Source organism: Ktedonobacter sp. SOSP1-85 (genome assembly GCF_016587415.1).
Lineage (GTDB): Bacteria > Chloroflexota > Ktedonobacteria > Ktedonobacterales > Ktedonobacteraceae > Ktedonobacter.
The window spans coordinates 1,071,239-1,096,945 of sequence record NZ_BNJI01000002.1; the positions used below are offsets into that span (position 1 = coordinate 1,071,239).

The window sequence follows — 25,707 nt, forward strand, 5'->3', positions numbered from 1 at the left end:
AACCTGAAAAAGGACATAGTGAGGCCCTGGGCGACTATGCAAGCGTTGGATGCATAGTGGTGGTGATCTTTCGCCTTAGCCATGTCTATCAATGCCCTTTGCTATCAAAAAGTTTTCAGGCCTCTATGTGCTCTGAGAAATCGAAGCACATAGAGGAATAATACCATACTATGATTGGAAATAAAACCCCGGCACGAGCACGCGAAGCGCGGACAAGACGGTGCCGAGCATCAAACTTTGAGACGAGAAAGGATTTCCGCGCATCTGAGTATTCCACGCGGCGGGTTCATGCTCAACCGATCATTCACTACTACGCCCCACCACGCGTTGAGCACGCATTGTGCCAGTCCCCAGCCACGTATGCGCGCCCGTTCCATGCCCAATTCCTCGCTCAGTTGAGCGACGCGCCGGGCCAGCATCCGCTCCAGGTCGGGCACCTCAAGGATGCGAGGCATAGGGTTATAGAACGAGGCTCCCACTTCATACCCAGGATCACCAACCACGCCCTTGGGATCGATAGCCAGCCATGCATCACCCGAACGCAAGATATTGTGGTGCTGGAGATCGCCGTGTAGCAACATGGTCTGGGGAGCCGAAGCACTTAACGTCACGAAAAGATCCATCGCCTCATCAACCAGGCGCGGCGGAAACGGACCATATCTACCAGCATAGCGTGCGCGGAGCTGCGTCAATCCTTGCCCCAATTGCTCAACCGTCGGAAAGGTATGCTCTGTGGGTGCCGGTCGCCAGAGTTGACGCATGACCCCGGCTAGAATGGATGTGGCTTGCTCATCCTGCTCCGGCACCAGTGACGCAAGCATGGTTCCCGGTTGCAAACGCTCCAGCACCATCACCTTTTGTTCCTCATCAAACTCCAGGAGACGAGCGATGCCTCGCCCATTGAAGAGACGCAACGCGGCCAGCCCATGTTCAAACTCATCGGAAAACTCGCACGTCTTCAGGATAACTGGTGTGCCATCCGCACGTACAGCCGGTGCCACGTAGTGAAAAGAGAGGTTCTCAAATGGAGGCAAGAGCTTCAGTTGCCAGCGCTCCGCGCATTCCTCTAAAAAAGATGGGAGGCGTTGAAACCAGGCGTTGGCCGCCTCTGTGCCGTACACATCGCGCATAAACTGGAGAAAATCTTCAGGCAGGGCAAACATCAAAAGGACTCCTTGTATCTAGTACATCGCATGCATCCGGCTGAGAAGAGCAGGGGCTTTTTTGTCGGAGAGAACCATGTGGAAGCGAGGTGTGCCTACGTCATATGAACCATAAAGCATATCAGGAGGACAAAATCACTGGCAAATCACACATACTGAGGTTCGCTTTGAGCTTCTCAAAAAAACTGAAGCCCCATCCTTCAAAAATCGTCATTTCAAGAAACCAACACAACGTGTATACTGTCTCCAGTTGTCATATGTGTCTATTTTGAATTGTAATGTCACTGAACAGCAAAAGTCAATAAGAGAAAAATGGAAATGAATGGCATGGCATCCTCACTACATGACGAATCACAGCAGATGAGCTTGCGTGAACGCAAGAAACGTCTGGCTCAGGCCACTATTGAGGAGGCGGCGCTCCGACTCTTTCAGCAACAGGGGTATGAGCACACCTCCGTCCAGGACATTGCTGAGGTGGTGATGATGTCACCGCGCACCTTTTTTCGCTATTTTGCGTCTAAAGAGGAGGTGCTCTTTGGGCCAATGCACGCGGCCCTGAGCGATGGTCTCCGCTTTCTGCAGCATGCTGCGCCAACAGAGTCACCGCACGCAGCACTCAGGGCGACCTTTGAATGCCTGGCCAGCCAGTATCAGCAGCAGCGTGCCAGTTTTCTGCTCCGCTATCAGGTGGCCGTGCAGACTCCCTCGATCGCTTCTGTCTATCTCTATGCCCTGATGGAAACAGAGCCAGCCATCTGTGAGGCGCTTTGCTCCCGCCTGGAATCTGTCCCAAACCGTCATGAGATTCGCTTCCTGGTGGCCATCTACATGACAGCGTTGCGTGTGGCTCTTGAGGTGTGGCTGGAGCAAGAAGCGCAGGGAGATCTGGTTTCCTTGCTTCGTGAGTACCTGGACGACTTCTCGTCGCTTTCCCACCATGCCTAGACGAAAAGATCACTCGTATCGCTCCTAATAATATAGGCCTTGGCCCTTGACTTCCACATTCTTTTGTGGCATAATCGTAACGTACCGTACGTTACGATTGCAAGGGAGCGATAATGGAGCAGAGACAGAATACACGTATTCAGAAGACACAGGAGCGGCTACGCGCCGCCGCGCACCAACTCTTTCTTCAGCAGGGCTACCAGGGAACAAGTATTGAAGGCATCCTGGCAGAGGCGGGAATCTCCTCAAAGGAGACCTTCTATCGCCACTATGCCAACAAGGAGGCGCTTTTTGTGGATGTTCTGCGTCACCTGACGATGGAGATGCCGCGTTTCTCTGAGAAGCTTGAGACTCTCCCACCTCCTCATGATCTCGCATCGCTGCGCCAGGTTCTGGCGACGCTGGCTTACGAGATACTGGCTATTATCAGCCAGCCCGGCTATCTCCCCCTGATACGCATGATTATTACGGAGATGCCGCGTTTCCCCCAGCTTGGCACGCTGTTTTTCTCGACAGTTACCCAACGAGGTATCAGTATTATTACCGCGCAACTACGAGCTGCCAAAGCGCAAGAAATTATCGCGGATGTCGATGTAGATGCCGTGGCGTACACGTTACTTGGTGGCCTGCTGACTTATGTCGTAATGCACCGTTTGCTTGCGGGTGAGGAGGCGCAGAACTCGTCATCCGACCACGCTAACGCCGTCATCGAGGTTATTATGCGTTCATTAAGGCCGTAAAAGTTAGTTATGATACTTTTCTCAAGGAGGATACCATGTTTCCTGACCGGATACGCGTGTTTAACAAATATGTCACGAATCGCGTCCTGCGTGGGCTTGCGATCCTTCCCTTTGGCCCTTTCGCGCTTCTTAGGCATGTTGGGCGTCGAAGCGGAAAGTCTTATGAGATAGTGATTATGGTCTGGCCGCTGAATGAGGGGTTCGTGATTGCCTTAACCTATGGTCCAAAGGTAGATTGGTACCGCAATGTGCAGGCCGCGGGAGGCTGTACTGTGTTCTGGCATAGAAAGCACTACACGCTTGAGAACCCGGAGACGCTTGATACCGAAACCGCCCTGACAGCCTTCCCTGGTTTTTTCAAAATGGTTTTACGCCGGGCTGGCCAGCAACATTTTATCTATATGAAGTCGGTTGCCTCTATGCCTGGTACTTCAAATGCTCCTGTTGTAAAATCATAAAGTAATACATAATCAGTAATATGATATACTCTTCTTCAAGATGTATCTGACGAGCAGTCAAATGATGCTTGGAGGCAGCGAGTATGTTCCAGGTTTTCGCGGGCAGTGGTGCTCGCAAGAAGTATGCTGACGATGAGCAGCAGCGTACAGACGTCCCGGACCAGTTGGCAGACGGCGAGGTCCGGCATGTGCATATCTGTATTCTTGGCACGGGCTTCTCCGGACTGGGCATGGCCATCCGGTTGAAGCAGAGCGGGTACAAAGATTTTGTTGTGTTGGAGAAAGCGGAGGATATTGGGGGGACGTGGCGCGACAATACCTATCCAGGCTGTGCCTGCGATATCCCTTCGCACCTATATTCCTTCTCCTTTGCTCTCAACCCAAATTGGAGCCATATGTACTCGCCCCAGCGCGAGATTCAGGCGTATTTGTGCGACTGCGCGCAGCGTTTTGGCATTCTGCCACATATCTGGTGGAACAACGAGCTTCGCGATGCCTCGTGGAGCGATGATGAGCAGCGCTGGCATATCACGACCTCGCAGCGCGAGTTTACTACCGATATCCTCATTCTCGGCAATGGTCCACTCAGCGAGCCTGCCCTCCCACATATCTCTGGCATTGAGAACTTCGAGGGTGAGATCTTCCACTCAGCAAAGTGGCGCCACGACCTGGATCTTACAGGCAAGCGCGTGGCTGTAATTGGCACTGGGGCCTCGGCCATTCAGTTTGTACCCCAGATTCAGCCGAAGGTCGCGCACCTGGTCCTCTTTCAGCGCACACCGCCCTGGATCGTTCCGCGCCTGGATCATCCCATCTCGGAGGAGAAGAAGCGTCTGTATCGCCTCCTTCCCTTCACGCAGCGCTTTGTACGCACGCGCATCTATCTGCGCCAGGAATTGACTGCCCTGGGTATGGTCTATAATCAGAAGGCGATGGAGAAGGGGATGCAGTTTGCCCGCGAGCATCTGGCGCGGCAGGTAGCCGACCCAGAACTGCGGGCGAAGCTCACGCCTCACTACGCCATGGGTTGCAAGCGTATCCTGGTCTCCGACGACTTCTATCCAGCGGTCACCCAGCCCAATGTTGAGGTTGTCACCGAGCATATCCGCGAGGTCCGAAGCCGAAGCGTGGTCACTGAGGATGGCCAGGAGCACGAGGTCGATGTCATCATCTGCGGCACCGGCTTCCATGTCACTGATGCACGTTTGCCTCAATGTGTGCGTGGGCGCGGTGGTCAGACGCTGGCTGACGCCTGGAACGAGAGTATACATGCCTATATGGGTACGGCTGTTCCTGGTTTCCCCAACCTCTTCTTGCTGATTGGCCCCAACACAGGCCTGGGCCATAACTCCATGGTCTACATGATCGAGTCACAGCTCAGCTACCTGCTCGACTGTTTCAAAACAATGGAGCGCAAGCAGGCGCAGGTCGTTGAGATCCGGCCCGAGGTCGAGTCTGCTTACAACGACGAGGTGCAGCAGCGGATGCAGAAGACGGTCTGGGCCTCCGGCTGTGTAAGCTGGTACCTGGATGCTAAAGGGCGCAACACCACGCTCTGGCCCGGCTTCACCTTTGAGTTCCGCCGCCGTACGCGCCGCTTCGACCGCCAAAACTACGACCTGCTGCCACAATATATTCCGCTTGCAACCTGAAAGATTGGGTAAATGATATGCATGGGCAACGGATCTGCGGCCCGTTGCCCATGCATATCATTTATTCTCTGAGCGCCGCAGGCGCGAAGACTCCCTCGCGCGGCTTGAAACTGAGAGGGAAACTATGCTATCCTATTAGCACGAAACGTCGTTCTTCAAATAGGAAAGGAGGGGAATTGTATGAACACCATTCACATCTCGTGGAGGTTGTACACCTTGCCTTTCATTCTGGTCATCAAACCTATTGTCTGAATGCCCCAGGTGTACCATCCTCCATTTTCACAACAAGCAGTCCACAATTGTACATGCTAATTGTGCGTAACAAACTACGCTATGAAAATGTGAGGAGAATCATAGATGATCGAGCACCCTTCTACGCTCGCACCTTTCTACCAGGGCTGGGATGTCTACCAGCAACACCTTATCAAAGCCATCGCCCCGCTCACCTCTGAGCAGCTTGCCCTGCGTGTCGCGCCTCACCTGCGTGATATAGACACGCTTGTGCGCCACATTATTGGCGCTCGTGCCCGCTGGTCCTACTATGTGTTACAAATAGGTGATGAGCAGCTTCGCACCATTGGAGAGTGGGATCGTCCCACTCAACCTGTAAGGTCTGCTGCCGAACTGGTGAGGGGTCTGGAGATAACCTGGCAGGCGCTTCAAGATGCGCTCGAACACTGGACGCCCGCCGACCTGCAAGAGATTTTGCGCGATGTTGACGAGGACACTCAAGATGAGGAAACCTTTACGCGACAGTGGGTCATCTGGCACCTGATCGAGCATGACATGCATCATGGAGGCGAAATCTCCTTCGCACTAGGCGTACATCAGATCCCCGCAATCGATCTTTAGCCTCGAAGAAAGAGACTAACCAACAAAGAAAGAGGGGGTGTTCGGGCATACTCGAACACCCCCTCTTTCTTTGTATCCATTTCCTCTTGACTCTCACCTTACTTGAGAGTGTATGCTCTGGCTGGAGGTTCTCAATAAGAAGAATGATAGCAAGGAGTATGCTCAAAATCGGCGAGTTCGCTCGCGTAGGCCAGGTGTCCATCGCGACGCTGCGCCACTACGACCAGCTTGGTCTGCTCAAGCCCTCGGCGCTGGACCTCGAGTCCAGCTATCGCTACTACTCACTGGACCAGCTTCCACGCTTAAACCGTATCCTTGCCCTCAAAGACCTGGGCTTTCCTCTGGAACAGATCGCGCAACTGCTAGAGGAGTCACTTCCCCTGGAGGTGCTATATGGCATGTTCAGGCTCAAGCAGGCCCAGACGCAGCAGATTATTGATACCGAGCAGGCCCGCCTGGCACGTATCGCCGCCCGCTTGCGCCAGATTGAACAGGAGGAGAATATGCCAGACTATGAAGTACGTTTAAAACAGGTCGATTCGCTACTTGTGGCCTCTACCCGAGGCCTCGTAGCACTTGGAAGTAACTTTGTGGAGCCACGGGCGCGCCTTCAGTCCTACCTGGAGCAGCAAGAGATAGCACATTCTGGTCCAGATATGCTGCTCTGGTACTCGCGCCATGAAGCGCGTGAGGACGGGCTATATGCGGATGTAGAGTTTTCCACGCCTTTGCGCAAGCTCCTTCCCGGCAATGAGCACATTACCGTCCACACGCTGCCCGAGCATTTGATGGCCTGCACCGTCTTCACAGGTGATGTTCTTGCCAGTGGTCAGGCCTTTGCCGTCCTTCATCGCTGGCTGGATGATAACAGCTACCGGCTCGTAGGGCCGCCGCGCCAAATCTACCTACAAGGCCTGCACCAGGATGCATCTGTCGTCGAGGTTCAATTTCCGGTTGGGAGATAGGATGAGGTGAGTGCTATGTATGTACGTGCCTCCACTGACACGGAGGCACGTACATACATAGCACCGGGCTAGCTCTCCTGGGGAGGCACCTCATCGAGTGAAGATCTGGCTGATGGGGTGGTATTATAGGAATCCTTAGTGGTGTGTGCCTCTTCCTGGGGAGCGGGTTCGGTAGGGTGTTCCTCAACAGGTGGCATGGTATAGTTGGGGGATGGCTCTACATACTGTTCCTGGGGAGGAGTCTCATCATAATAAGGTGCCGCCGCTGCCGCGGGCACGACATAGTCACGTGGCTGGCGCACAAAGATCTTGCCAATGGCCCCTCCGATAACTCCCAGCACTGCACCGATGCCCAGCCAGAGCAAAACGAGAATCACGTCGGCGATGACCAGGCCTGTGAGACCAACCTGGCGCATAGCGTTGGCCTGGATGCTCTGCATAGAGACCTGGACTCCCTGCTGGGCCAGGGCGTCCTGTGCCTGCCTGGCTGATTCTGGTGAGACCTGGGTGGGCGCGTTGGTAAGGTAGAGAATAATGATATAGATCGCCAGGCAGAGGCCAACCAGAAAGCCGCTCCATAGGCCTGAGAGTGTGCCTGTGCCCAGATGTCCTGAGCGTAGAGTACCCACGAGTCCAGCCAGCAGGGGGGGGCCAAACAGGGCGAAGAGGATTAACCAGGTCGCGACCTGCCCAAACTCGCTGGTGCCAGAGATGTTATGGAACCCGCTGATGATGCCGATGCCAAAGATAATGATGGCGCCAAGAATGGCTAACGATAAGCCGCTTGTAGGAGCGATGCCGCGTTTCCTACGCACTGGCATAAAGGATGAGGGAGCATTTGTCTGTTGCATATATGGCCCTTTCCGTGATGATATATATGTTGCCGCCTGTTTATAATCACGGATGAGCCGCACTCTTGATATACAAGCCCTCCCCACTACATGACTCCCCTGAAGTCAGTGTATACAATAGAGGGCTGGATTCGCCAGCCCTCTATTGTATACACTGACTTCATCTTATGCTTCGCGGAAGGGACGGAAGGATGCGCGTAAGTCTTCCGCCAGCAATTCTGGCTCTTCTAGCGCTGCAAAGTGACCGCCTCGTGGCATCTGTGTCCAGTGTTGAATGCGCAGGTGGCGTTCGGCGAGTTCGCGGGGAGGATTCACTCCGGGAATATCCCTGGGGAAGCGGGCGAAGGCTGCTGGCACCTCAATATGCTGTCCCGGTTGTAGCGCTGGTGTGTTCATATCTCTGTAGTAGGCAAACGAGGAATTGATGGTTTGCGTTACCCAGTAGATCATAATATTGGTGAGCAGCTCGTCTTTGCTGAAGCTGTGTTCGACATTTCCATCACAATCGCTCCACGCGCGGAACTTCTCTACAATCCAGCCTGCTAAACCTACTGGGGAATCATTTAAGCCATAGGCCAGGGTCTGGGGCTTCGTGCCCTGGATCATGCCGTACGCGCCCTCGCGGAAGAACCATCCCTGTTGAGCACCCAGATATTGCTTCTCAGCCGGGGTAAGTTCTTGCTGATCTGTATGCAGGTTGTAGAAACCGAGATCAGTAACATGGATGCCAGCGACAGCCTCCGGATGGGCGAGCGCCAGTGTCTGTGTGATCCCACTGCCAAAATCTCCACCAGCGGCCATATATTGATTATAGCCAAGAACGCTTTTCATTAAGCTAGCCCACAGCTCAGCGGTTTGAGCTTTGGTCATCCCTGACTTGCGCGGACGGTCGGAGAAGCCAAATCCTGGCAGCGAAGGAACAATCACGTCGAAAGCATCGGCGGGATCGCCCCCATGGCTTGCGGGATCGGTCAGCAGAGGAATGATCTTATGGAAGCGATAAAAGGAATCGGGCCAGCCATGCGTCAGAAGCAAGGGGATCGGGTTGGGTCCCTTGCCACGCTCATGAATGAAGTGGATGCCCAACCCATCTATTTCCGTCCGAAACTGCGCGAAGCTATTGAGTTTTGCCTCATGTGCTCGCCAATCGTATTCGTTCCGCCAGTAGTCTACCAGTTCCTTGAGATAAGCCAGATTTGTGCCATAGTCCCAGCCAGCCCCCTCCACTTCATCCGGCCAGCGCGTGCGCGCCAGGCGCTCCTGAAGGTCGTCGAGAACAGCCTGGGGGATGGCAATCTTAAATGTCTGGATGCTCATATAGGTAGTGCTCCTTCTATGCAATCACTTCTGCTTTCACATTTGCTGCTTACAAAGAGAGTATACCGCTGAACGAGGACAGAATCGACCCTTGTTTCTGCAATTTTCCCAAATGATGCTTGGTAGGGTCCATGCTGGCATGGACTCCGAGGTCCGCAGGCCGACACCCTGGAGTGGGAGAAGTCGCTTCGCTCGGGATCCAAGCTAGCTCGGATCCTACAACTGCTATTGGTTAACGTAGCCTGGCCAGTGCTCTTACTGGGAAGGTTCCGGCCCCTTTGAATTTTGGCGGAAGGGCGCTAAAGGTAAAGCCTTCATCCGGCAGCTGCTGGAGATTGCACAGGTGCTCAACGATCAGGACCTCGGCCCCCAGGAGCTGGGTATGCACGGGCCGCTCGCCGCCCCTGGTATCATCGATATTTACGGAGTCGATGCCAACCAGCTTGACCCCACACTCGATGAGATACAGCGCGGCATCTTCCGTCAGGTGGGGATGATGCTCAAAATACTGTTCTGTATTCCAGTAGTTGTCCCAGCCGGTATGCACCAGCACGGCTCGCTCTCGGAGTTCTTTGCCGCGAAAGAAGTCGGCATTGATGGCAAATGTCTCTCTATGATCGACGCGGATAACAATACCTTCCAGGTCCGCGAGCCTCTCTACACCGACTTCCGAGAGGTCCTTTCCATGCTCATAGCGGTGAAAAGGGCAATCCAGATAGGTGCCGGTGTTGGTCACCATTTCGATCTTACCAATCTGAAACTGAGTCCCGCTGGCATACTGCTTTTGGGATTCCTCGCGGCTCAAATAATCGCAGATAATGGGAGCAGGCAGACCTTTATAGGTGACCAGGCCATGTTCAATAGTATGACTTAGGTCAACCAGCCTCTCTGTCCCGGTCTGGATATTGATGGGAGTGCGTTTGTGCTGTTCTATGAGAATGGTTTTATTAAGAATCTTGACCTTTCCCGCCATGAGTAGGCGCATATCGCTAACAAGGTAGTCAGCGAGTTCCTGGTCGCTTATATCATCGCCCGCGATATCTAGGCGGAAGTCCTGTCCCTGGATGCCGCCGCCATTGGTAAACTCGATTTCGAAATCAAATTGAACACGTTTATCCATAAAGCTCTTTCCTTGCCAGGTATCTTCTACTCAGAACTACTCACCACTTCGTGGTTCGCCTGCTTTAAGGGATAATGGGAACCTAGCTGGCGAAGCCAACCGGTTCCCATTATCCCTTAACCGCTTATGAAGTTTCGTCCATGAGAGAGCCTGTGTCCTTTTTTACGAAGAGAAATATAACCATAGTTTAAGAGAGGTATGTGAGCCTGTCAATGAAAAGTTATTGATGAAAAATATCGAAAAAGATGATAACATGAACTTAAATGTTTTGTATTAAATTGTATGTCTTGTCGCCTTGCTATTGGGTGATTGTTCTGCGTGAATGATTGCGTGAGTATAGGGAGGCGGTAATAAAAAGCATGCGGCCTCCAAATTGAGCGATAGTAAGGCGGTACAAGCTATGTCTTATCCACCTGACGTTCTAACTTTCTTATCGCAGAATTGTTTATACACTATACCTCCCCTTTTTATCCTGACTGGTCTTATAATGGCGGTGAAACAGATGTGGTTTGGTAGGCACTCTGCCGCGACAGAAGGAGAGGTCATTGACTTGCGTTGGAGAATGGGTGGAAAGGGTGGAGGGGTTTATTATCCAGTCGTACGTTTTCAGTATGTAGATATGGAACAAGGTGAGGAAGAGATCATTTTTGTATCGCGCTACGGCTCCAGGCCACCATCTCACAAGGTCGGCGATCACGTACCTGTGCTTTATGATCCCATGCATCCAACGAATGCGTATATCAATACCTTTGGGGCACGCTGGCTTCTGCCATGTATCTGTGTATTTTTTGGAGGCGTGGCCGCGCTTGTGGTATGGACTCCAATGTTCTCTCTATTTTCTCGCTAGTGTTGTTCTCTGCATCTCATCGAAGAAAGAAGAAGATCTGATGCAATATACATTTGGCAGTGAAAGGGGATACTATGTCTGAAATTGATAATACATATGCTAAAGCTCCAGAGGCAGTTGGTAGAATAACTACTGAGGAACAATTGCAAGCAGTAACTGTGGGAGAAAGCAAGCCTCTGAATGGATCTGTGACAATTGCAGACTATGATCCAGCATGGCCTGAACTCTTTGAGCGCGAGGCTGAGAAGATCAGGGCTGCGCTTGGCGAGCGAATTGTGCTGCTGGAGCATGCCGGCTCGACCTCGGTGCCAGGACTGGCCGCCAAGCCAATCTTAGATATCTTGCTGGTAGTGCCGAACTCGGCGGATGAAGCCGCCTATGTTTCGGCCCTGGAGGGCGCGGGCTATGTGTTACGGATTCGCGAGCCAGAATGGCACGAGCACCGTATGCTTAAAGGGGATAATCCAGCCGTTAACCTCCATGTCTTCTCACCTGGCTGCCCAGAGGTTGAGCGTATGCTCCTCTTCCGTGATTGGATCCGTCGCAATGAGGCTGACCGACTGCTATATGAGCATACCAAGCGCGAGCTTGCGCGTAAGACCTGGAAGTATACGCAGAACTACGCCGACGCCAAAACATTGGTCGTCGAGGAAATTCTCGCCCGCGCTGTTAAAGAGGCATAGGATCTGGCAGCTAACATGTAGGTCCTTTTTACACTAAACAGGCCACTTTACACTAAACAGGCCACAAACTTTTGCGCTAAAAACTTGACTCCCTTCTCTCTTCTGTATATAATAATGACTGACTTAGTCAGTCATTATTGGAAAGAGGGAGGAGGCACTCTTATGCCTCGATCAGAGGAAGCCAAACAACGTCTGCGTGATGAGCAACGGACCCATATTCTGGAGGCTGCCAGGCGCGTCTTTGCGCGCAAGGGGCCGGCTGCAACTATGGACGATATCGCCACAGAGGCCTCGGTCAGCCATGGACTGGCCTATCGTTACTTCACGAGCAAGGATATAATTCTGCACACAATAGCTGAGCAAGCCTTTCAAGCCAACCCCTTAACGATAGTGCAGGAGCTGGATAAGACGAAGACGCCAGGAGAGCGTTTGAGGGTGTTGTTGACAGGGCTTATAGAAAGCAGGCGCCACCCCGAGTACCACCAGCTCTTAGATCGTATGCGCAACTCTGAGGCCACGCCGGAGGAGCTACGGGAGCTCGCGCATAAGCGCGCGCATGCCTTACGTGGCGTGATCAGGCAGGGCATCGTCGAGGGGCAGGCGAGCGGTGAGATCGTGGCAGGCGATCCAGATCAATTACTGAGAGCTATCTACGCGTGTCTTGATGGCCTTACCCACTGGGCTGAGTATTATCCAGAAGAATACATCGAGCACTTCCCCGCTGCGGAGATCTTCTGGCGTATGCTCAAGCCCGAGAACCCTGTAAAAGAATGACTCTCACTAGATAGAAGGGATGCGAGATATATGAGTAAGGAGCCAGGTCTTTCAGATGAGAGCCTACACCACTGTTTAGAGGAGCAGTATGCTCTCAATGCCGCCACATTTGAGCTGCTGTCGCAGGGGCTCGATGTGAACGCCAGGGTGTATCGCGTGGTGAGTGAGCAGGGAGGTGCCTATCTGCTGAAAGCCAGGCAGGGACAGTTCTACGAGCCAGCGTGCCGTGTCCCGCGTTATCTCAGGGACCAGGGAGTCACATCCGTGGTCGCTCCCCTGCCTACGAGAGAACAGGCCTTGTGGGTCACGGTCGACAAGTGGACGCTTGTGCTCTATCCCTTTATCGATGGTGATAGCAGCTGGAATCCTAGTATGGATGATACGTACTGGCGTAGCCTGGGAGCTGCATTTAAGCAAATTCACCATGTCAAGCCGCCAGCCGAGAGCTTCCAGGGGTTACGTAAAGAGGCCTTCGACCCGGTGGCGTACCGTCGTGGTATGCAGACAATTGAGGCCAGGCTAGCACAATTCGTGGGTGATAGAGCGTTTGAGCAATCTCTTTATAGGAATTTGATGGCGTATCAAGCCACGATTCATGCCGTGATGGACTCCATGGAAACGCTGGCGGACCACCTGCGGCAACAGGCCGGACCACTGGTTATCTGTCACGCGGACCTGCATACCGCCAATATTATACGCACTTCAGACGGAGAAGTATTTATCATCGATTGGGATGATATCATGCTGGCTCCCAGAGAGCGCGATTTTATTTTTGTGGGTGAAGCCCAGGCAGCCGATCCGCCCGCGCCCTTTTTTCAGGGCTATGGCGAAGTAGCGCTTGATTGGCGCGCGCTCAAGTACTATCGCCTTGAGCGCGTTATTCAGGACCTGATTGAGTGCGCGTCGCAGGTGCTTTTCAGAGCTGACCTCGACGACGAGACGAAGATCGGTGCCGCCCGGTTATTTGAGGCTATCTTGTTAGAACGAGACTGGGAGCGCCTCTAATCCGCGCAGTACAAAGCTGCCGCGCCAGCGGACCTGCTCAGGTGCGATGCTGAGCCGGAGATCAGGCATGCGCTGGATCAGGGTACTGATAGCAATTTGCCCTTCAAGCCGGGATAGGGGAGCACCGAGGCAGTAATGCACACCCTGGCCAAAGGCCAGGTGCTTATTGTTCTCGCGGGTGATGTCCAGTGTGTCGGGATCATCAAAGTAGTCTGCGTCCCGGTTGGCTGAGCCAATCGCCGCCAGGACCAGCTCCCCACGTGGAATGGTGACACCCTCAATCGTGATGTCTTCGCTGGCATAGCGCTCGGTAGCTGTTTCAACCGGACAGACAAAGCGTAGCAGCTCCTCAATGGCAGGCTTGATGAGTGTTGGCTCGTTCCGTAATTTCGCCAGCTGATCGGGATGCTCCAGTAGGGCGAGTGTTCCGCTGCCAATCAGGTTGACGGTGGTCTCATGGCCCGCGATGAGCAGGAGGATGATCATGGCTAGAACTTCATCTTCACTGAGTTGATCGCTGCCCTCCTTGGCCTGCACGAGCGCCGTGATGAGATCATCTTGAGGACGGGTACGTCGCTCTTTGATGAGCTTCTTTAAGTACGCCATAAAGCCCATGATGCTAGGAATGAGCACGAAAAGGTTGCGGTTGGTGCCTCCTGAAATGAGGGTTTTGGTCCAGCGATGGAACTTATGGTTATCTTGAACTGGCACCCCGAGGATACGCCCGATGACCGTGAGTGGCAGTGGCAGCGCGAAATCGGCGATCAAGTCCATACTGCCCTTTGGCTCTACTTTGTCCAGCAATTCATTGGCCAGGACCTGCACCTGCTCACGCATCTGTTCAACCAGGCGTGGTGTAAAGGCTTTGTGTACGAGGGCACGCAGCCTGGTATGGTCCGGGCTGTCGAGGTCGAGCATGTTGCGCTCAAGTGGCTTGAACATGGGTGGAACCCAGGGAGCCTTTTTTAGTTGCTCAGGTGTCATCGCATTGCGGCGGTCCTTGGCGAAGCGCTTATCCTTCAAGACACTGAGCACATCGTCATAGCGCGTCACCAGCCAGGCGCGCTGTTTCGTAGGGAGGGTTACCGGGAAAACTGGTGCCTCGGCGCGAAGTTGGGCATAAAAGGAAAAGGGATTGGCCTTGAATTTGGCGCTGGTAATGTCGACGGGTGCGATAGAAGTTGTGGACGCGGTTGCTGGTAGCGTTTGTTTCTTCGTCATGGCTTCTCGCTCCTTAATCCATCCATGATCATATCAGTGAGCACGTCTGGTAGCTCATCCCAGGCTGTTTCCAGGGTCGTGTCTCCCATAAGATATTCTATGATCAGGCCAAGCACCATGCCCGATATGGCGCGCATGGCGAGACGCATATTGGTTGACTTGACTATGTGTTGTTCTGCCCACTGCTGAAAGTACGTTTCGGCCATAGTAAATGTTGGCTCAATAATCTTCCGATAGTAAAGCTCTCTTAGCTCCTGATTGACCAGAATCTCCGAAATGACAACCCTGAAGATCTCGAAGTTATCTGCTTTGAGTGCTGTGAGCCTGTGGCGGAAGTAGGCCTTCGTGAAGCTGCGAAAGTCGCCCTCAGTAAATTTCGCGAAGTCTTCATTCCTCCGGTCAGATTCATTCAGCCGATCCAGGATGCCTAGCATCAGCGCGGTTTTATTCTCAAAGTAGTTATAGATGGTGCCGTCCGCGATACCAGCCTCGCGAGCGATATCCCGGATCGTTGTGGGGTGAAACCCCTTTCGGGCAAATACCTTTGTGGCCGCGTCAAGGATCTGGTTGCGACGCGCGACAATGAGCTGCTCCTGAATGGAGTCCTTCATACAATTTACCTTTGGTGAATGGATGCTCAGAGTAATGAATGAGCACTCATTCAGAGGATGCCATAAATTTCACTATCCTGTCAAGGCTTTTTGCCGCCAATATTGCGTATTACAGTTATTCCTTTACCATACCGGGCGGAACTTATGTGGCAAGATGCCTCCATTGGCTGCCATGATAAGCTGGCGCAGGTCAGCACGTAGCTCTGCCATGCGCCTGGGGCCAATAATCTCTGCCCACTGCGCCTCCAGGCGTGTGAGAAAGGCCTCTGTCTCACGGATGCAGCCCCAGCCCCGTTCTGTGAGAGTTACGATCTTGCCGCGTTTATCGGCTGGATTGGGCTGGCGCGTAACGTAGCCCCGCTTCTCCAGGTAATCGATCATTTCGCTGGCCGCCTGTTTGGTGATATCCAGAAACTCGGCCAACTCGTTACCTGTTGCGCCATACGGTGCGAGCCGCTGGAATGCAAAGCCGTGGGCAGGTCGCACATCGTCATAGCCAAGCGCGGCCATATGTCTATGTAAGTCGTCAATTACCGTCCGAGAGCCAAGCATCAGTAGAGGCGTCAGTTCGTAATTGGGTGCAAATTCCATCGTCGTCAATTCCCTTTTTATTAATCAAATATAGTCAAGCAGCTTGACTATATTTGATTGGTGTTGTATACTGCGCAAGTAGTCAAACTACTTGACTATTATACGGCAGTTTCTCTTTTCTGAGAACATTTTTACTGATAACTACAGGGGGTAAGATGTCTAATAGCACTAATAAGGATGTCATTAAACGTTTCGTCACCGAAGTCTGGAACGAAAATAAGCCTGGTGTGCTCGATGAGATCCTTGATCCAACCTATTACGATTATTCATCTGAGCCACGCAACCGTGAGGGACTTGAGCGTTTATTGGCAATTGTAAATGAGGCGTTTCCTGATCATAAGACTATTATTGAAGAAATTGTTGACGAAGGCGATACTGTCGCGGTTTGTGAGACGTTCTGCGGAACACATTCTGGACCATTTCGCGGTATACCAGCGTCAGGCAAAAAGTTTGAAGTTGGCCGTTACCGCTTCTTCAAAGTCGTCAATGGTAAGATCGTTTCGCACCGGGGCTTGCTAGACCTACCGGCGCTGTTCCGCCAGATCGGCGCAGATAAATAACATATTTTCCTGGTGAAGCACATGCGCTTCACCAGGAAAATATGCATGTTTTATTGTTCTACACTGTGTGAACGTTGGTGACATTCCCCATGTTCACGGGACAGAGGGGACCGACTTCCGCTACATAGGTTGGTTCCTGTGATACCTGGTGATAGATGAATTCGACATATTCATAGGAGCCATTGTTGGCGTACCATATCAGGTCGTAGCTACCCTGGGAAATGCCATGAAAGGCAAAGTTTCCATTGTCCTGGATATTTGTTTTCTTTGAGCCATCCCATTTGGCGAAGAGCTCGTCCTTTCCCATTCCACCCTTCAGACCTGTCGTCAGCCCGATCTGATTAAAGGGGACGTCGGTTTCGATATTGGTAAAGTGTCCCGTGATGTCCTGGGGCGCGTTCAAATCCTTTTGCGCTGACTTGCCCTCGTTGGTATCACCATATTCCTTGGCCAGGCGTTGATAGGTTGGGATAGCGCTGGAGCAGGATGAGGAGCGTTCCTGTTTTCCCATTCCCAGCAGAGCCTTTGCCATGTCGCCATGTAACTGCCCGGCTTCAGGGGCACTGGAGAATTTAGTGAGTACCTTATCGAAGGCGTTGACCGCTGACTCATAATCTTGCGTCTGTAGCTTCCCTTCTCCAATATTGTAGTAGGCTGTGGCATCGAGGGTGCTGGCCTGGGTCTGGCAGGTGTTATCGCAGTAAGGAAGCCCCAGAACTGTATCGAGACTCTTCGTTGCTCCATCGTAATCTTTGGCGTCCAGGCTCTGGCGACTCAGGCCGAGGCGCGCCGCAATATCTCCCACCTGGGCGCGATGCACTTCACCCTGGGCCGAGCTAGCGGTAAACTGTTTGATGACCGTAGCAAATTTGGTCAACGCCTCGTTATAGTGTTGTGATGTATTTAGAGCCAGGCCCCAGGAGGTATAGGTCCGGGCCAGGTCAGCACCATCAGGAGCCTGCTCGCCTCCCTGGGTATACTCATCGATAGCAGGCTGCCACTGCTGCTGATTCTCCAGGCTATGGGCCTGCGCGATGTGCAGAGAGGGCTGAATGCTGAAGGCCACGCCCGAGTAGATGAAGAGTACAACGATGATAATGGCAGAAGTTATGGCCTGGCGCACACGTGTCTTGTTGAGGATGGAACCCATCCCATCCCCCATACGAATGGCGAGGGCGATCAGCAGTAGAAGGCCCAGTAGCAGCGCCGCGCCACTGGCATGGGCTGATCCCGCGGCCCAATCGCTTCCCGTGAGGTGCAGAACCACGAAGAGGACGATTAGCAAGCCCAGGCCTCCCAGAACCCCCCAGAGTGGCAGAGGGCGAGCCAGCTTTCCTGGCTGTTTGGGTGGCTTAGGGGTTGGTGCGGGCGCAACTGGAGGATAGTTCATGCCAGAAGTGGCCGCGTAGTTTACGCCTGAGCTAACGCCTGGCTGGTTGGCATATGGGTTGTATGGATTTGTTGGGACCGTGTTTGCTTGTGAAGGATAATTTGGCCAGGAAGGCTGGCTATTGTAGGGATCATACGGCCCTGGAACGGGCTGAACCTGGGGTGTCTGTGGCGGTGGCGCTGGTTGGGGTGTTGGCCCGTAGGGCGCCTCCTGCCACGCGACCTGTGTACTTTCTCCATCGGACTCTGCGGCTGCAGGCGTTGATGATCCATATTCTTGAAAGGTTGGATGGTCTTCTATAGGGCGTTTGGGCCTGGGAGCGGTATCCTCGTCCTGATTGATTGGAAATAACGCTTCCTGCTGTTCAGGGAGAACAACGTCTTTATCGGGTGTATCGGCCTGTTTGTCGCCCGCCAGATTCTGCTCGTCTTGATGTTGCGGCTGGGGTTGCTGTTCCTCATTGTGAATGGGATCCATGCGAATTTTGCCCTCCATGCATAGCGCTTTACTTGCGCCATCAATTGAAATACCAAGAGAAATGCCAGGTGCTTGAATCTACTAAAAGAATAACATATAAGCACATCTTTTTTACAGACTTTGTGTTATGATAATAGATATGCCTTTTATTTAGCTTATGCGCAAGCAGTTATACATGTGTTTATCTCATAGGACTACCTTTAGTCGAAGATATTCGCATTGCTCCTGGAGGGAACCTGGATATGAGGCGTGCTGCCACTTTTGCCTTCGGCCTGGTCGGAGGCATCTTTCTGCTCGTTGGTTTACCATTCGCGATAATCGCGTTTTTCTTCTATACATCATCAGTGGATTTTATGCAAGGCGCTGTGACGACACAGGGCTCGATTATTGCCTGTAACATGCAATATGACTCACAGATAAATGCACAGCTTATGTCATCAACCTGTGAGCCAGTCGTGCGCTTTCGTACGCAGCAGGGAGAGGTGATACAGTTTACCTCTAATTTCTCAAGTAGTTCCATGAATGAAGGCGACGAGGTTCCTGTCAGCTATCATCCCGCGCATCCACATGATGCGCGCATCAGTTCTTTCATTGCACTCTGGCTTCTCCCGCTCATCTTTGGCGCCATCGGTGGAGTCATGGTGCTGGTGGCTATCATTCTTTTTGTGATAGCCATCGTTGTTGCTCTACGTCGACGTCGGCAGGTTGCGTACTATAACTCGCCCTATACTCCTCCTTATCCTCCTTACTCAGGAGGCGAAGCACGCTACTAACGTAGCCCACGGGCATGACTGATCCACGCAAAACCGCGCCCGAAAAGATGCGAACGGTTCTCAGGCAGCCAGTCCAGGCAACTTTAAAATAGCGCGCGTCTTGAGCCTACTTGATTTTTGTTTAGCTGAAAACTACACTTGCTATAGTGATTGATGAACCCATATGCGAAACAGTCTGAAACAGTCTGTTTTTAGCAAGAAGCAAGAAGCAAGAGAAGGAGTTGGCTCCTATGGCAACGATGCCCCGTCGAACCTATACTACGCTAAGCAGCCGTGGTTTGCGGCATGACATTCTTCCCATGCGGCTCTACCACAAGGCCAAAAAGCTGGGAACCTGGGATCCTCGCGATATTGATCTAAGCCAGGACTGCCTGGACTGGCAGCAGTTGGCGGAGGATCCCAGGACACGGCTGCGCAACTTGATTCTTAGTTTTCAGGCAGGCGAGGAGGCTGTAACCCTGGATCTCCTGCCTCTGATCATGACTGTGGCGCGCGAGGGGCGCCTGGAAGAGGAACTCTTTCTCACGACCTTTCTCTGGGAGGAGGGGAAGCACACTGAGTTCTTTCGCCGCATCCTCGACGAGGTCATGCAGGCCGAGGGTGATTTGCATGGTGTGCGCACTGCAAACAATACCCGCGACCTCTTCTCCGACGACCTGCCACGCGAGATGAACCTGTTGCTCACCGATCCCTCGCCAGTGAACCAGGCACGCGCCTCAGTGCTCTACAACATGATTGTTGAGGGTGTGCTTGCCGAGACAGGTTATTTCAGCTTCTTCCGCCTGCTTACTCAGAACAATATCATGCCTGGCTTGCAACAGGGTATCCAGTATATCAAGCGCGATGAGTCGCGGCACATCGCCTACGGGGTCTTTCTGATCTCGCGCCTGGTGGCCCAGGACAAGTCCCTCTGGCCCGTCGTCGAGGATCGCATGAACGAACTCTTTAGCGCCATCCAGAGCGATCAGCAGCAGAATGGCACTCCCGAAGCCGTGCGTGACTACGCGCGCCAACAGTTTGAGAAGCGCCTGGCTCGCATTGCTCGCGCCCGCAACCAGACCCTTGAGCAGGTCTATCAGTCCTCTGATATTGAGGAGACGCCGGTTTCCTGAGTCCGCTACTGGCGTACGCGGCTACTTGTATCCTCCTTTGTTGAGTTGTCAGGAGTGGAGGCGCAATGAACACGTTCATTGCGCCTCCACTCCTCTTCCATACCCTCTTCCCAAGCAGCCACCAGCCATAGTCTCTGTGTCTTCCCTCTTTCTCGAAAATGTCACAAAAAGGCTGCCAGTACGACTATGTAAATAGGCGGATGGAGGTGAGCGCTCACAGGTCAATTTAATCAATCCTGGTGGGAGGTTGCGCCCCGTAATGCTGAACAAGATCTGCCACTTTCACGTTTGAACACCGGCGATGAAATATATGTGTATATCTCGTCGAACGACAGTAATGATGGCTACGACTATTTCTATATAGAAAATGAGACAGTTGGTAGCTATAACTCTTACACTACATATAACAGCAGCTACTTCTCTGATAGCGCGACTGGGGAATGCATTGGTGAGCGCCCGACAGTGAATGGCAATTTTGCTGTACTGGCCAACTTTGGCACGGAAAAACTCCCTAGCTGCTATATCGGTACAAGCAGCACTATAAAAGGTATCCAGAGCTGGTCCCATGACTACTATGAAATGGAGAACACGAGTGGCAACCTTTTAGCAACAGTGGGGTCTATCACGAACACGACGGATTACCCTATCCCGAACAAGGACTTCATTACCACGATTCTCCTTCCATCCCTTCTTGCTGTGAGCGTTCGCGTTCAGCCCAGCTGAGCGCCCAATCATTGAGAGGAACAAGAAACTGCAAAAGTGTGGTACCCTCTCGCGTCAACATATAATTGGAAGCCTCATTCTGCTGAACAATCCCTGCTTCCTGTAATTCCATGAGCCGTTGGCTCAGCACACTGGGAGACATGGAGTCACAACGGCCTTGAAGCGCTCGGAAACCAAAGCTTTCTTCCCGCAATTCCCACAGAATACGAAGAGTCCACCGTCGACCAAGCAAGTCAAGCAGGGCCATGATGGGGCGACCGGTTTGCGATCCACGAACGGGTTTTCCCGGTTTTGGTGTAGCCATTCCTCATGCTCCTTGCGCTTCAATTTCCGAAGTGATATATTTTGAGTGCTACGAATTTCGTAGCACTCAAAATATATCATGTTTTTGAATAGAATAAAATGCCTCTCTGCTTGCACTTTGGGAAAGGTCGCCATCATCGCTGTTTGCGCGAGTGGTTTCATGGCCAGCCTCTTTCCAACATCACATCTCCGATGCTATTTGGGCTCATTGCTGCGTGATGCGACTCAGCTCAAAAGTGGAAAGCGAGTTCTCTTGTTTCTCAGTGAGACTATTGGCTCATAAAGAGTGAAAGGTGTTGTATGAGTAACACAGTACAGCAGCCTGAGAGCGATCAGGTCTGGTCGATTGAGGTGAATGGCATCAACCCCATTGATCAGGAGCAGCGTCATGGGAAACCCTCTGAGTTATTCTGGATCTGGTGTGCCAGTAACATTAGTATCCTAGGGATTGTCTACGGAGCAGGGTATCTGACCGGTAATGGTCTGAACCTCTGGCAAAGCCTTATCGTGGGGTTGATCGCTACGGCTGTTTCGTTTCTCTTCGTTGGTATCTTGAGTATTTCTGGTGTCCTGGGTGGAGCCCCGATGCTCACCCTTTCGCGAGCTACCTTTGGGACACGGGGCAACATCGGTCCAACGCTGGTGAGCTGGATCAGCCTGGTCGGATGGGAAACGCTCCTGGTCATTGCTTCCGCAGGAGCGCTCACGGAGTTGCTGACCATTTTTGGTATCTCCGTAAATCCTGTATGGACTGTTGTGAGCATTATCGTCCTCTCAGCCGCTGTTGTGGCCTGTGGCTACTGGGGACACGCGACCCTCGTCTGGATGCAGCGCGCCGCAACCTGGATTTTTGGCATCCTGACCATCATTATCATCGCGTTTATTGTGCCTCAGACGAATTGGGGCAGGCTGCTGAGTCAGCCTCCCGGACCATGGGATACGGGGGTGGTTACTGCTTTTGTGATTGTTATGGCTGCTACGGGCATTGGCTGGATTAACTCTGGTGCAGACTACGCACGCTACCTGCCACGTAAGAGCTCCGGGAGTGCTATCACTCTCTGGACAATGCTTGGTGGTACGTTGCCGCTCTATATACTCATGGTTGTTGGTGTACTCCTGGCCTCGTTCAAAACCGAGGCATCGACCTCTGCGGGTTCTCTAGAAACAATTCGTGAGACACTGCCAGTCTGGCTAGCTGTTCCTTACCTGTTGACAGCCGTCGGCGGCCTCCTGGCAGGAGCTGCGCTCGATATCTATTCGTCTGGTCTGAATTTGCTTGCTATGGGTATCCGTGTGAAACGCCAGTATGCTGTGCTGATCGATGGCGTTGTAATGATTGCTGGTTCCATCGCTGTAACCTTCTTTAGTACCTTTTCGAATGCGCTCTACAGCTTCCTGCTCCTGCTAGCGGCTGGTTTGACAACCTGGGCGGCGATCTTCCTGATCGATATGATCTGGCGACGTAGCTATGATCTAAAGAGCCTAAGCGATACAAGTCGTGAGAGCGCTTATTACTACACTTTCGGCTTCAATATCCCTGCTTGTGTTGCCTGGCTGATCGGTGTGGTGATAGGCCTGCTCTTTACCGCCTCGTCTTTCTTTACAGGTCCTCTGGCAAAAGGTATTTTTGCCAGCACCAGCCTGGGCTATCTGTTTGGCGCGTCAGTGAGCGCGATCCTCTATCTCGTGCTCAGGCCACTCTTCGTAGCACAAAAGATGGCTGGTGAAAACGTGCAAGAGGAACCTACTGGGATTTCTTCGTAGAATGTGTCCAGTGGAAGATAGGTCAACGACAAGCCTAGACGGCTTATGTGTCACTACCCAGGACAAAATCACTGTCAAATCACAGATTGAAGTAAATAAAGGGAGCAATTTCGTATGACCAATTCTATTTCTCAGCGCCAGATGCTTGAATATTGGATTCAACTGACTCATCCAGAGAAGGTTCTAGCTCAATTCCCTGGCATAAATGATGCCATGGTTGCCAGCATGTTTGGGATCGATGTCGCGACATATAACGAGATCCGCCAGGGTTTCCAGGCTCGTGTGCGCCAGGCGGCCGAGGAGTTACTGGCTGACGCGGACTTTGCCGCGCTTGTGGACCAGCTTCCCTTTGCTCCTGGTGCTAAGGTGGTTGGCTTTGGCTCCAGTACAACCGATGATCTGCAATCCTGGCTCGAAATCCTGCGCGCCGTCTTCGCCCTTCGACGCCCCCAGGATGGTGTTCGCTTTGTCAACGCGGGTGTCAGCGGGGATACAAGCACGCATGAGATTGCCCGTTTTAGCGCCGTGGTCAATGAACGGCCCGATTGGATTATCTGCCACATCAGCTCCAACGATGGGCGCAGACATGGTGTCTCTCCAACTAAGCCCCTGGTAAGTCCTGAAGAGACGGAGAAGAACCTGGTCATGCTGCGTCACTTCGCCGCCAGCCAGACAAGCGCGAAGTGGATCTGGATGACGCCTACCTCGCTGATCGAGGAGAAGATTGCCGCCTTCCCCTTCTTTCAGCTTGGTCAGATCATGTTCTACAACGAAGATTCCGCGCGTGTAGCCGAAGCCGTGCTCAAGCAGCCTGATCCTGCCGTCAATCTCTGGGAGCTTTTTGGCCAGCCTGCCGATTCTGAACTGGTCTCCTGGGACGGCTTGCATCCAAGTCTGAAAGGGAATAAGCGCATCCTCCGAGCTCTTGTGACTGACCTGGTCAAGCACTTCGCGTAAGTATAAGGGTGATTTCTTCCATGTTGCTCGGCATGGGAGAAATCTCTTCTATTAGAGAAAAAAAAGCCTATGCTGAACCCGGCTCATTTTACAAGGTCAGGTTCCTGGATGATTACAAATAGTTGTGCTTATAAATAATATATAGCTTACGCTTCTATGAAAATGTAATGATATATACTTCTAATGTCGTTATATTCTATGTTTTTTTGTCGCATCTACAGATTGCGAGTTTTCTTGCTTTCAGATTACAATAAAAAACATTACCCCCTGTAAAGATCCCTACAAAGGAACCTATCACCTTCGAAGGAGATGAGATACATGCACGTGAACACAGCAAACATGCGTCGTTTCCTCCCTCTTATTTTTTGTTTGCTTGCTTTGTGCCTGGCAGCCTGTGGTGGAGATTCGAACGCCACCAATACTACCACGAAGGCGGACGCAGGCAAGCAAGTATTTCACCATGCCATCAGCGGTATCAGTGATATTGCGACTTTTGATCCCGCGCTGGCTGGAGATGGACCTTCTACGTCAGCTATTAATATGACCTTTAGCGGCTTAGTTCAGCTTGACGACCGGCTCCAGGTCTATGGTCAGCTAGCTCAATCATGGGAACAATCCCCTGATGGTTTGACCTGGACATTTAAGTTGAAGCCTAACCTGACTTTTAGTGATGGTTCTCCCCTGACCTCAGAGGACGTTGTGTGGAGCATTGACCGCGCCTTTGATCCCGCCCTTAAATCCACGACGGCTCCCTTTTATCTTGGGCTTATCAAGGATGGGATTAAACGGAGCAATGGGAAGGTCGCAACATTAATTAATGATAGCTTGTTTGCTCCCGATCCGACGACGGTGAAGATTGTTATCACGCAGAAGGCTCCATATTTTCTCCAGGCCTTGACCTACACCAGCTCGTGGGTTGTTGAGAAGAAACTTATAGAGAAATATGGTAATCAAAAATTCATGAATCACCTGAATGAAGGAGGCGGAGCGGGTCCCTGGATCGTGGCCAGTTATATTCATGGCACGCAAATTACCTTCGTGCCGAATCCCCATTATGCTGGAAAGAAACCCCAGCTTGGTAAAGTCATTTTCTATTTCTATAAGGATGCTCCTACAACTTTTAAAGCTTATCAGGTAGGGCAGACGGATGATGCTCCGGTGCCAACAGCTAATATCGAGTCGGCCAAATCGTTGCCGCAAAAACAGCTCCACATCACGCCTGCGCTCACCATTTCCTACTATGCGATGAACTACCTGATCAAGCCTTTCAACAATATCAAGGTTCGCCAGGCTTTTGCCCTGTCCATCGATAAAGAGAAAATTGCGCATAATATTCGCAAAGATACTGTCTTTGCTACCAACCATATAATTCCGCAAGGGCAGCTTGGATATAACACGCAGTTGCTTGGTCCAGACGGAGTCACAAGTACCCGCGGCGATGCTCAAAAAGCCAAACAGCTTTTTGCGGAAGGGCTCAAAGAAGAGAACATGACGCCTTCATCTCTGCCAAAGCTCTCGTTTACTGTAGCCACCAATGGTTCGCCCGATGCCAAGAATGAGTTTCAAGCGGTGCAGCAGATGTGGAAAGCTGTACTAGGCGTTGATGTGACACTTAATGATCTTGACTTTAACCAGCGCAACCAGGTTATCGGCGCAGCACAGGATAATTCCAACGGTCCCATAATGTGGCAGAGTGGTTGGGGGCAGACTATCCTGATCCCCAGGACTGGCTTGATTTGTTCCTGGATAATCAGAACGGTGGCAATCAATTTAACTATGCTCATAACAAGTCTGCGAATGTATCATCGCAACAACAGACACAGGAACTGATCAAGCAGGCAGATACGACGCTT

Annotated in this window: 25 protein-coding genes and 1 pseudogene; 17 read left to right on the forward strand and 9 right to left on the reverse strand. The window is 52.2% G+C overall.

Annotation, left to right across the window (positions count from 1 at the left end; all coding sequences use genetic code 11):
- Window positions 1–230 precede the first annotated feature (230 nt).
- Complete coding sequence (locus tag KTE_RS32885; RefSeq protein ID WP_201389071.1) at window positions 231–1,163, reverse strand: aminoglycoside phosphotransferase family protein; 933 nt, start codon at window positions 1,161–1,163, stop codon at window positions 231–233.
- A 327-nt stretch (window positions 1,164–1,490) separates the two neighbouring features.
- On the opposite strand from KTE_RS32885, the gene KTE_RS32890 reads away from it, so the two are divergent.
- The 6 genes from KTE_RS32890 (at window position 1,491) to KTE_RS32915 (ending at window position 6,775) form a co-directional block, all read left to right on the forward strand.
- Window positions 1,491–2,108, forward strand: coding sequence for a TetR family transcriptional regulator (locus KTE_RS32890; RefSeq protein ID WP_236600768.1), 618 nt, complete (start codon window positions 1,491–1,493; stop codon window positions 2,106–2,108).
- A gap of 113 nt (window positions 2,109–2,221) precedes the next feature.
- A complete protein-coding gene (locus KTE_RS32895) occupies window positions 2,222–2,848 on the forward strand; it encodes a TetR/AcrR family transcriptional regulator (RefSeq protein WP_201389074.1) in 627 nt (208 codons plus the stop codon).
- 35 nt (window positions 2,849–2,883) lie between these two features.
- Complete coding sequence (locus KTE_RS32900) at window positions 2,884–3,306, forward strand: nitroreductase family deazaflavin-dependent oxidoreductase (protein WP_201389083.1); 423 nt, start codon at window positions 2,884–2,886, stop codon at window positions 3,304–3,306.
- An 83-nt stretch (window positions 3,307–3,389) separates the two neighbouring features.
- Window positions 3,390–4,958 (forward strand): NAD(P)/FAD-dependent oxidoreductase, encoded by a 1,569-nt coding sequence (locus KTE_RS32905; protein ID WP_201389085.1) that lies wholly within the window; start codon window positions 3,390–3,392, stop codon window positions 4,956–4,958.
- 357 nt (window positions 4,959–5,315) lie between these two features.
- Complete coding sequence (locus KTE_RS32910) at window positions 5,316–5,810, forward strand: DinB family protein (RefSeq protein WP_201389087.1); 495 nt, start codon at window positions 5,316–5,318, stop codon at window positions 5,808–5,810.
- Window positions 5,811–5,968: 158 nt separating this feature from the next.
- A complete protein-coding gene (locus KTE_RS32915) occupies window positions 5,969–6,775 on the forward strand; it encodes a MerR family transcriptional regulator (protein ID WP_201389089.1) in 807 nt (268 codons plus the stop codon).
- Window positions 6,776–6,843: 68 nt separating this feature from the next.
- Here the strand turns inward: KTE_RS32915 and KTE_RS32920 are convergent, their stop codons facing one another.
- The 3 genes from KTE_RS32920 to KTE_RS32930 all read right to left on the reverse strand — a co-directional run bounded on the left by KTE_RS32920 (window position 6,844) and on the right by KTE_RS32930 (window position 10,063).
- The gene (locus KTE_RS32920) at window positions 6,844–7,626 is read right to left on the reverse strand and encodes a hypothetical protein (RefSeq protein ID WP_201389091.1); all 783 of its coding nucleotides are present in this window, start codon (window positions 7,624–7,626) and stop codon (window positions 6,844–6,846) included.
- 165 nt (window positions 7,627–7,791) lie between these two features.
- Complete coding sequence (locus KTE_RS32925; RefSeq protein WP_201389093.1) at window positions 7,792–8,943, reverse strand: epoxide hydrolase family protein; 1,152 nt, start codon at window positions 8,941–8,943, stop codon at window positions 7,792–7,794.
- Between the two features lie 232 nt (window positions 8,944–9,175).
- Window positions 9,176–10,063, reverse strand: coding sequence for a cyclase family protein (locus KTE_RS32930; RefSeq protein WP_201389095.1), 888 nt, complete (start codon window positions 10,061–10,063; stop codon window positions 9,176–9,178).
- Window positions 10,064–10,463: 400 nt separating this feature from the next.
- Between KTE_RS32930 and KTE_RS49925 the strand changes: the two genes are divergently transcribed.
- The 4 genes from KTE_RS49925 to KTE_RS32950 all read left to right on the forward strand — a co-directional run bounded on the left by KTE_RS49925 (window position 10,464) and on the right by KTE_RS32950 (window position 13,372).
- Window positions 10,464–10,910, forward strand: coding sequence for a DUF3592 domain-containing protein (locus KTE_RS49925; protein WP_201389097.1), 447 nt, complete (start codon window positions 10,464–10,466; stop codon window positions 10,908–10,910).
- Between the two features lie 74 nt (window positions 10,911–10,984).
- Window positions 10,985–11,593, forward strand: a complete 609-nt coding sequence (locus tag KTE_RS32940) for a GrpB family protein (protein WP_201389099.1) — start codon at window positions 10,985–10,987, stop codon at window positions 11,591–11,593.
- 162 nt (window positions 11,594–11,755) lie between these two features.
- Window positions 11,756–12,367 (forward strand): TetR/AcrR family transcriptional regulator, encoded by a 612-nt coding sequence (locus KTE_RS32945; RefSeq protein ID WP_201389101.1) that lies wholly within the window; start codon window positions 11,756–11,758, stop codon window positions 12,365–12,367.
- A 30-nt stretch (window positions 12,368–12,397) separates the two neighbouring features.
- Complete coding sequence (locus tag KTE_RS32950; protein ID WP_201389103.1) at window positions 12,398–13,372, forward strand: phosphotransferase enzyme family protein; 975 nt, start codon at window positions 12,398–12,400, stop codon at window positions 13,370–13,372.
- Here KTE_RS32950 and KTE_RS32955 read toward each other — a convergent pair.
- From KTE_RS32955 to KTE_RS32965, 3 genes are all read right to left on the reverse strand, one after another.
- Window positions 13,346–14,593 carry a cytochrome P450 gene (locus KTE_RS32955; RefSeq protein WP_201389105.1) on the reverse strand — a complete coding sequence of 416 codons (1,248 nt, stop codon included), beginning with the start codon at window positions 14,591–14,593 and terminating at the stop codon, window positions 13,346–13,348. The two genes, KTE_RS32950 and KTE_RS32955, sit on opposite strands and share 27 nt — an antisense overlap.
- On the reverse strand, window positions 14,590–15,204 hold the full coding sequence (locus KTE_RS32960) for a TetR/AcrR family transcriptional regulator (protein WP_201389107.1): 615 nt from the start codon (window positions 15,202–15,204) through the stop codon (window positions 14,590–14,592). The genes KTE_RS32955 and KTE_RS32960 overlap by 4 nt, the downstream gene beginning before the upstream one ends.
- Window positions 15,205–15,327: 123 nt before the next feature.
- Window positions 15,328–15,795 (reverse strand): MarR family winged helix-turn-helix transcriptional regulator, encoded by a 468-nt coding sequence (locus KTE_RS32965; protein ID WP_201389109.1) that lies wholly within the window; start codon window positions 15,793–15,795, stop codon window positions 15,328–15,330.
- Between the two features lie 155 nt (window positions 15,796–15,950).
- Between KTE_RS32965 and KTE_RS32970 the strand changes: the two genes are divergently transcribed.
- Window positions 15,951–16,355: an ester cyclase gene (locus tag KTE_RS32970; protein WP_201389111.1), complete on the forward strand. Its 405-nt coding sequence runs from the start codon at window positions 15,951–15,953 to the stop codon at window positions 16,353–16,355.
- Between the two features lie 58 nt (window positions 16,356–16,413).
- Here KTE_RS32970 and KTE_RS32975 read toward each other — a convergent pair whose 3' ends face one another.
- Window positions 16,414–18,222, reverse strand: coding sequence for a tetratricopeptide repeat protein (locus KTE_RS32975; protein ID WP_201389113.1), 1,809 nt, complete (start codon window positions 18,220–18,222; stop codon window positions 16,414–16,416).
- Between the two features lie 242 nt (window positions 18,223–18,464).
- Here KTE_RS32975 and KTE_RS32980 point away from each other — a divergent pair, with 242 nt between their 5' ends.
- The 3 genes and pseudogenes from KTE_RS32980 to KTE_RS49930 all read left to right on the forward strand — a co-directional run.
- Entirely contained in the window at window positions 18,465–18,995 is a 531-nt protein-coding gene (locus KTE_RS32980; protein ID WP_201389115.1) for a DUF3592 domain-containing protein, read from the forward strand.
- 230 nt (window positions 18,996–19,225) lie between these two features.
- Entirely contained in the window at window positions 19,226–20,107 is an 882-nt protein-coding gene (locus tag KTE_RS32985) for a R2-like ligand-binding oxidase (RefSeq protein WP_201389117.1), read from the forward strand.
- A gap of 237 nt (window positions 20,108–20,344) precedes the next feature.
- Window positions 20,345–20,830, forward strand: a pseudogene (locus tag KTE_RS49930) (G1 family glutamic endopeptidase); the annotation flags it as partial.
- On the opposite strand, the gene KTE_RS32990 reads toward KTE_RS49930, so the two are convergent.
- Window positions 20,772–21,134: a helix-turn-helix domain-containing protein gene (locus tag KTE_RS32990; RefSeq protein WP_201389119.1), complete on the reverse strand. Its 363-nt coding sequence runs from the start codon at window positions 21,132–21,134 to the stop codon at window positions 20,772–20,774. The pseudogene KTE_RS49930 and the gene KTE_RS32990 sit on opposite strands and share 59 nt — an antisense overlap.
- Window positions 21,135–21,433: 299 nt before the next feature.
- Between KTE_RS32990 and KTE_RS32995 the strand changes: the two genes are divergently transcribed.
- From KTE_RS32995 to KTE_RS33005, 3 genes are all read left to right on the forward strand, one after another.
- Window positions 21,434–22,897: a cytosine permease gene (locus KTE_RS32995; RefSeq protein WP_201389121.1), complete on the forward strand. Its 1,464-nt coding sequence runs from the start codon at window positions 21,434–21,436 to the stop codon at window positions 22,895–22,897.
- Between the two features lie 114 nt (window positions 22,898–23,011).
- The gene (locus tag KTE_RS33000) at window positions 23,012–23,854 is read left to right on the forward strand and encodes an SGNH/GDSL hydrolase family protein (protein ID WP_201389123.1); all 843 of its coding nucleotides are present in this window, start codon (window positions 23,012–23,014) and stop codon (window positions 23,852–23,854) included.
- A 318-nt stretch (window positions 23,855–24,172) separates the two neighbouring features.
- Window positions 24,173–25,684 carry an ABC transporter substrate-binding protein gene (locus KTE_RS33005; protein ID WP_307812022.1) on the forward strand — a complete coding sequence of 504 codons (1,512 nt, stop codon included), beginning with the start codon at window positions 24,173–24,175 and terminating at the stop codon, window positions 25,682–25,684.
- Window positions 25,685–25,707 lie beyond the last annotated feature (23 nt).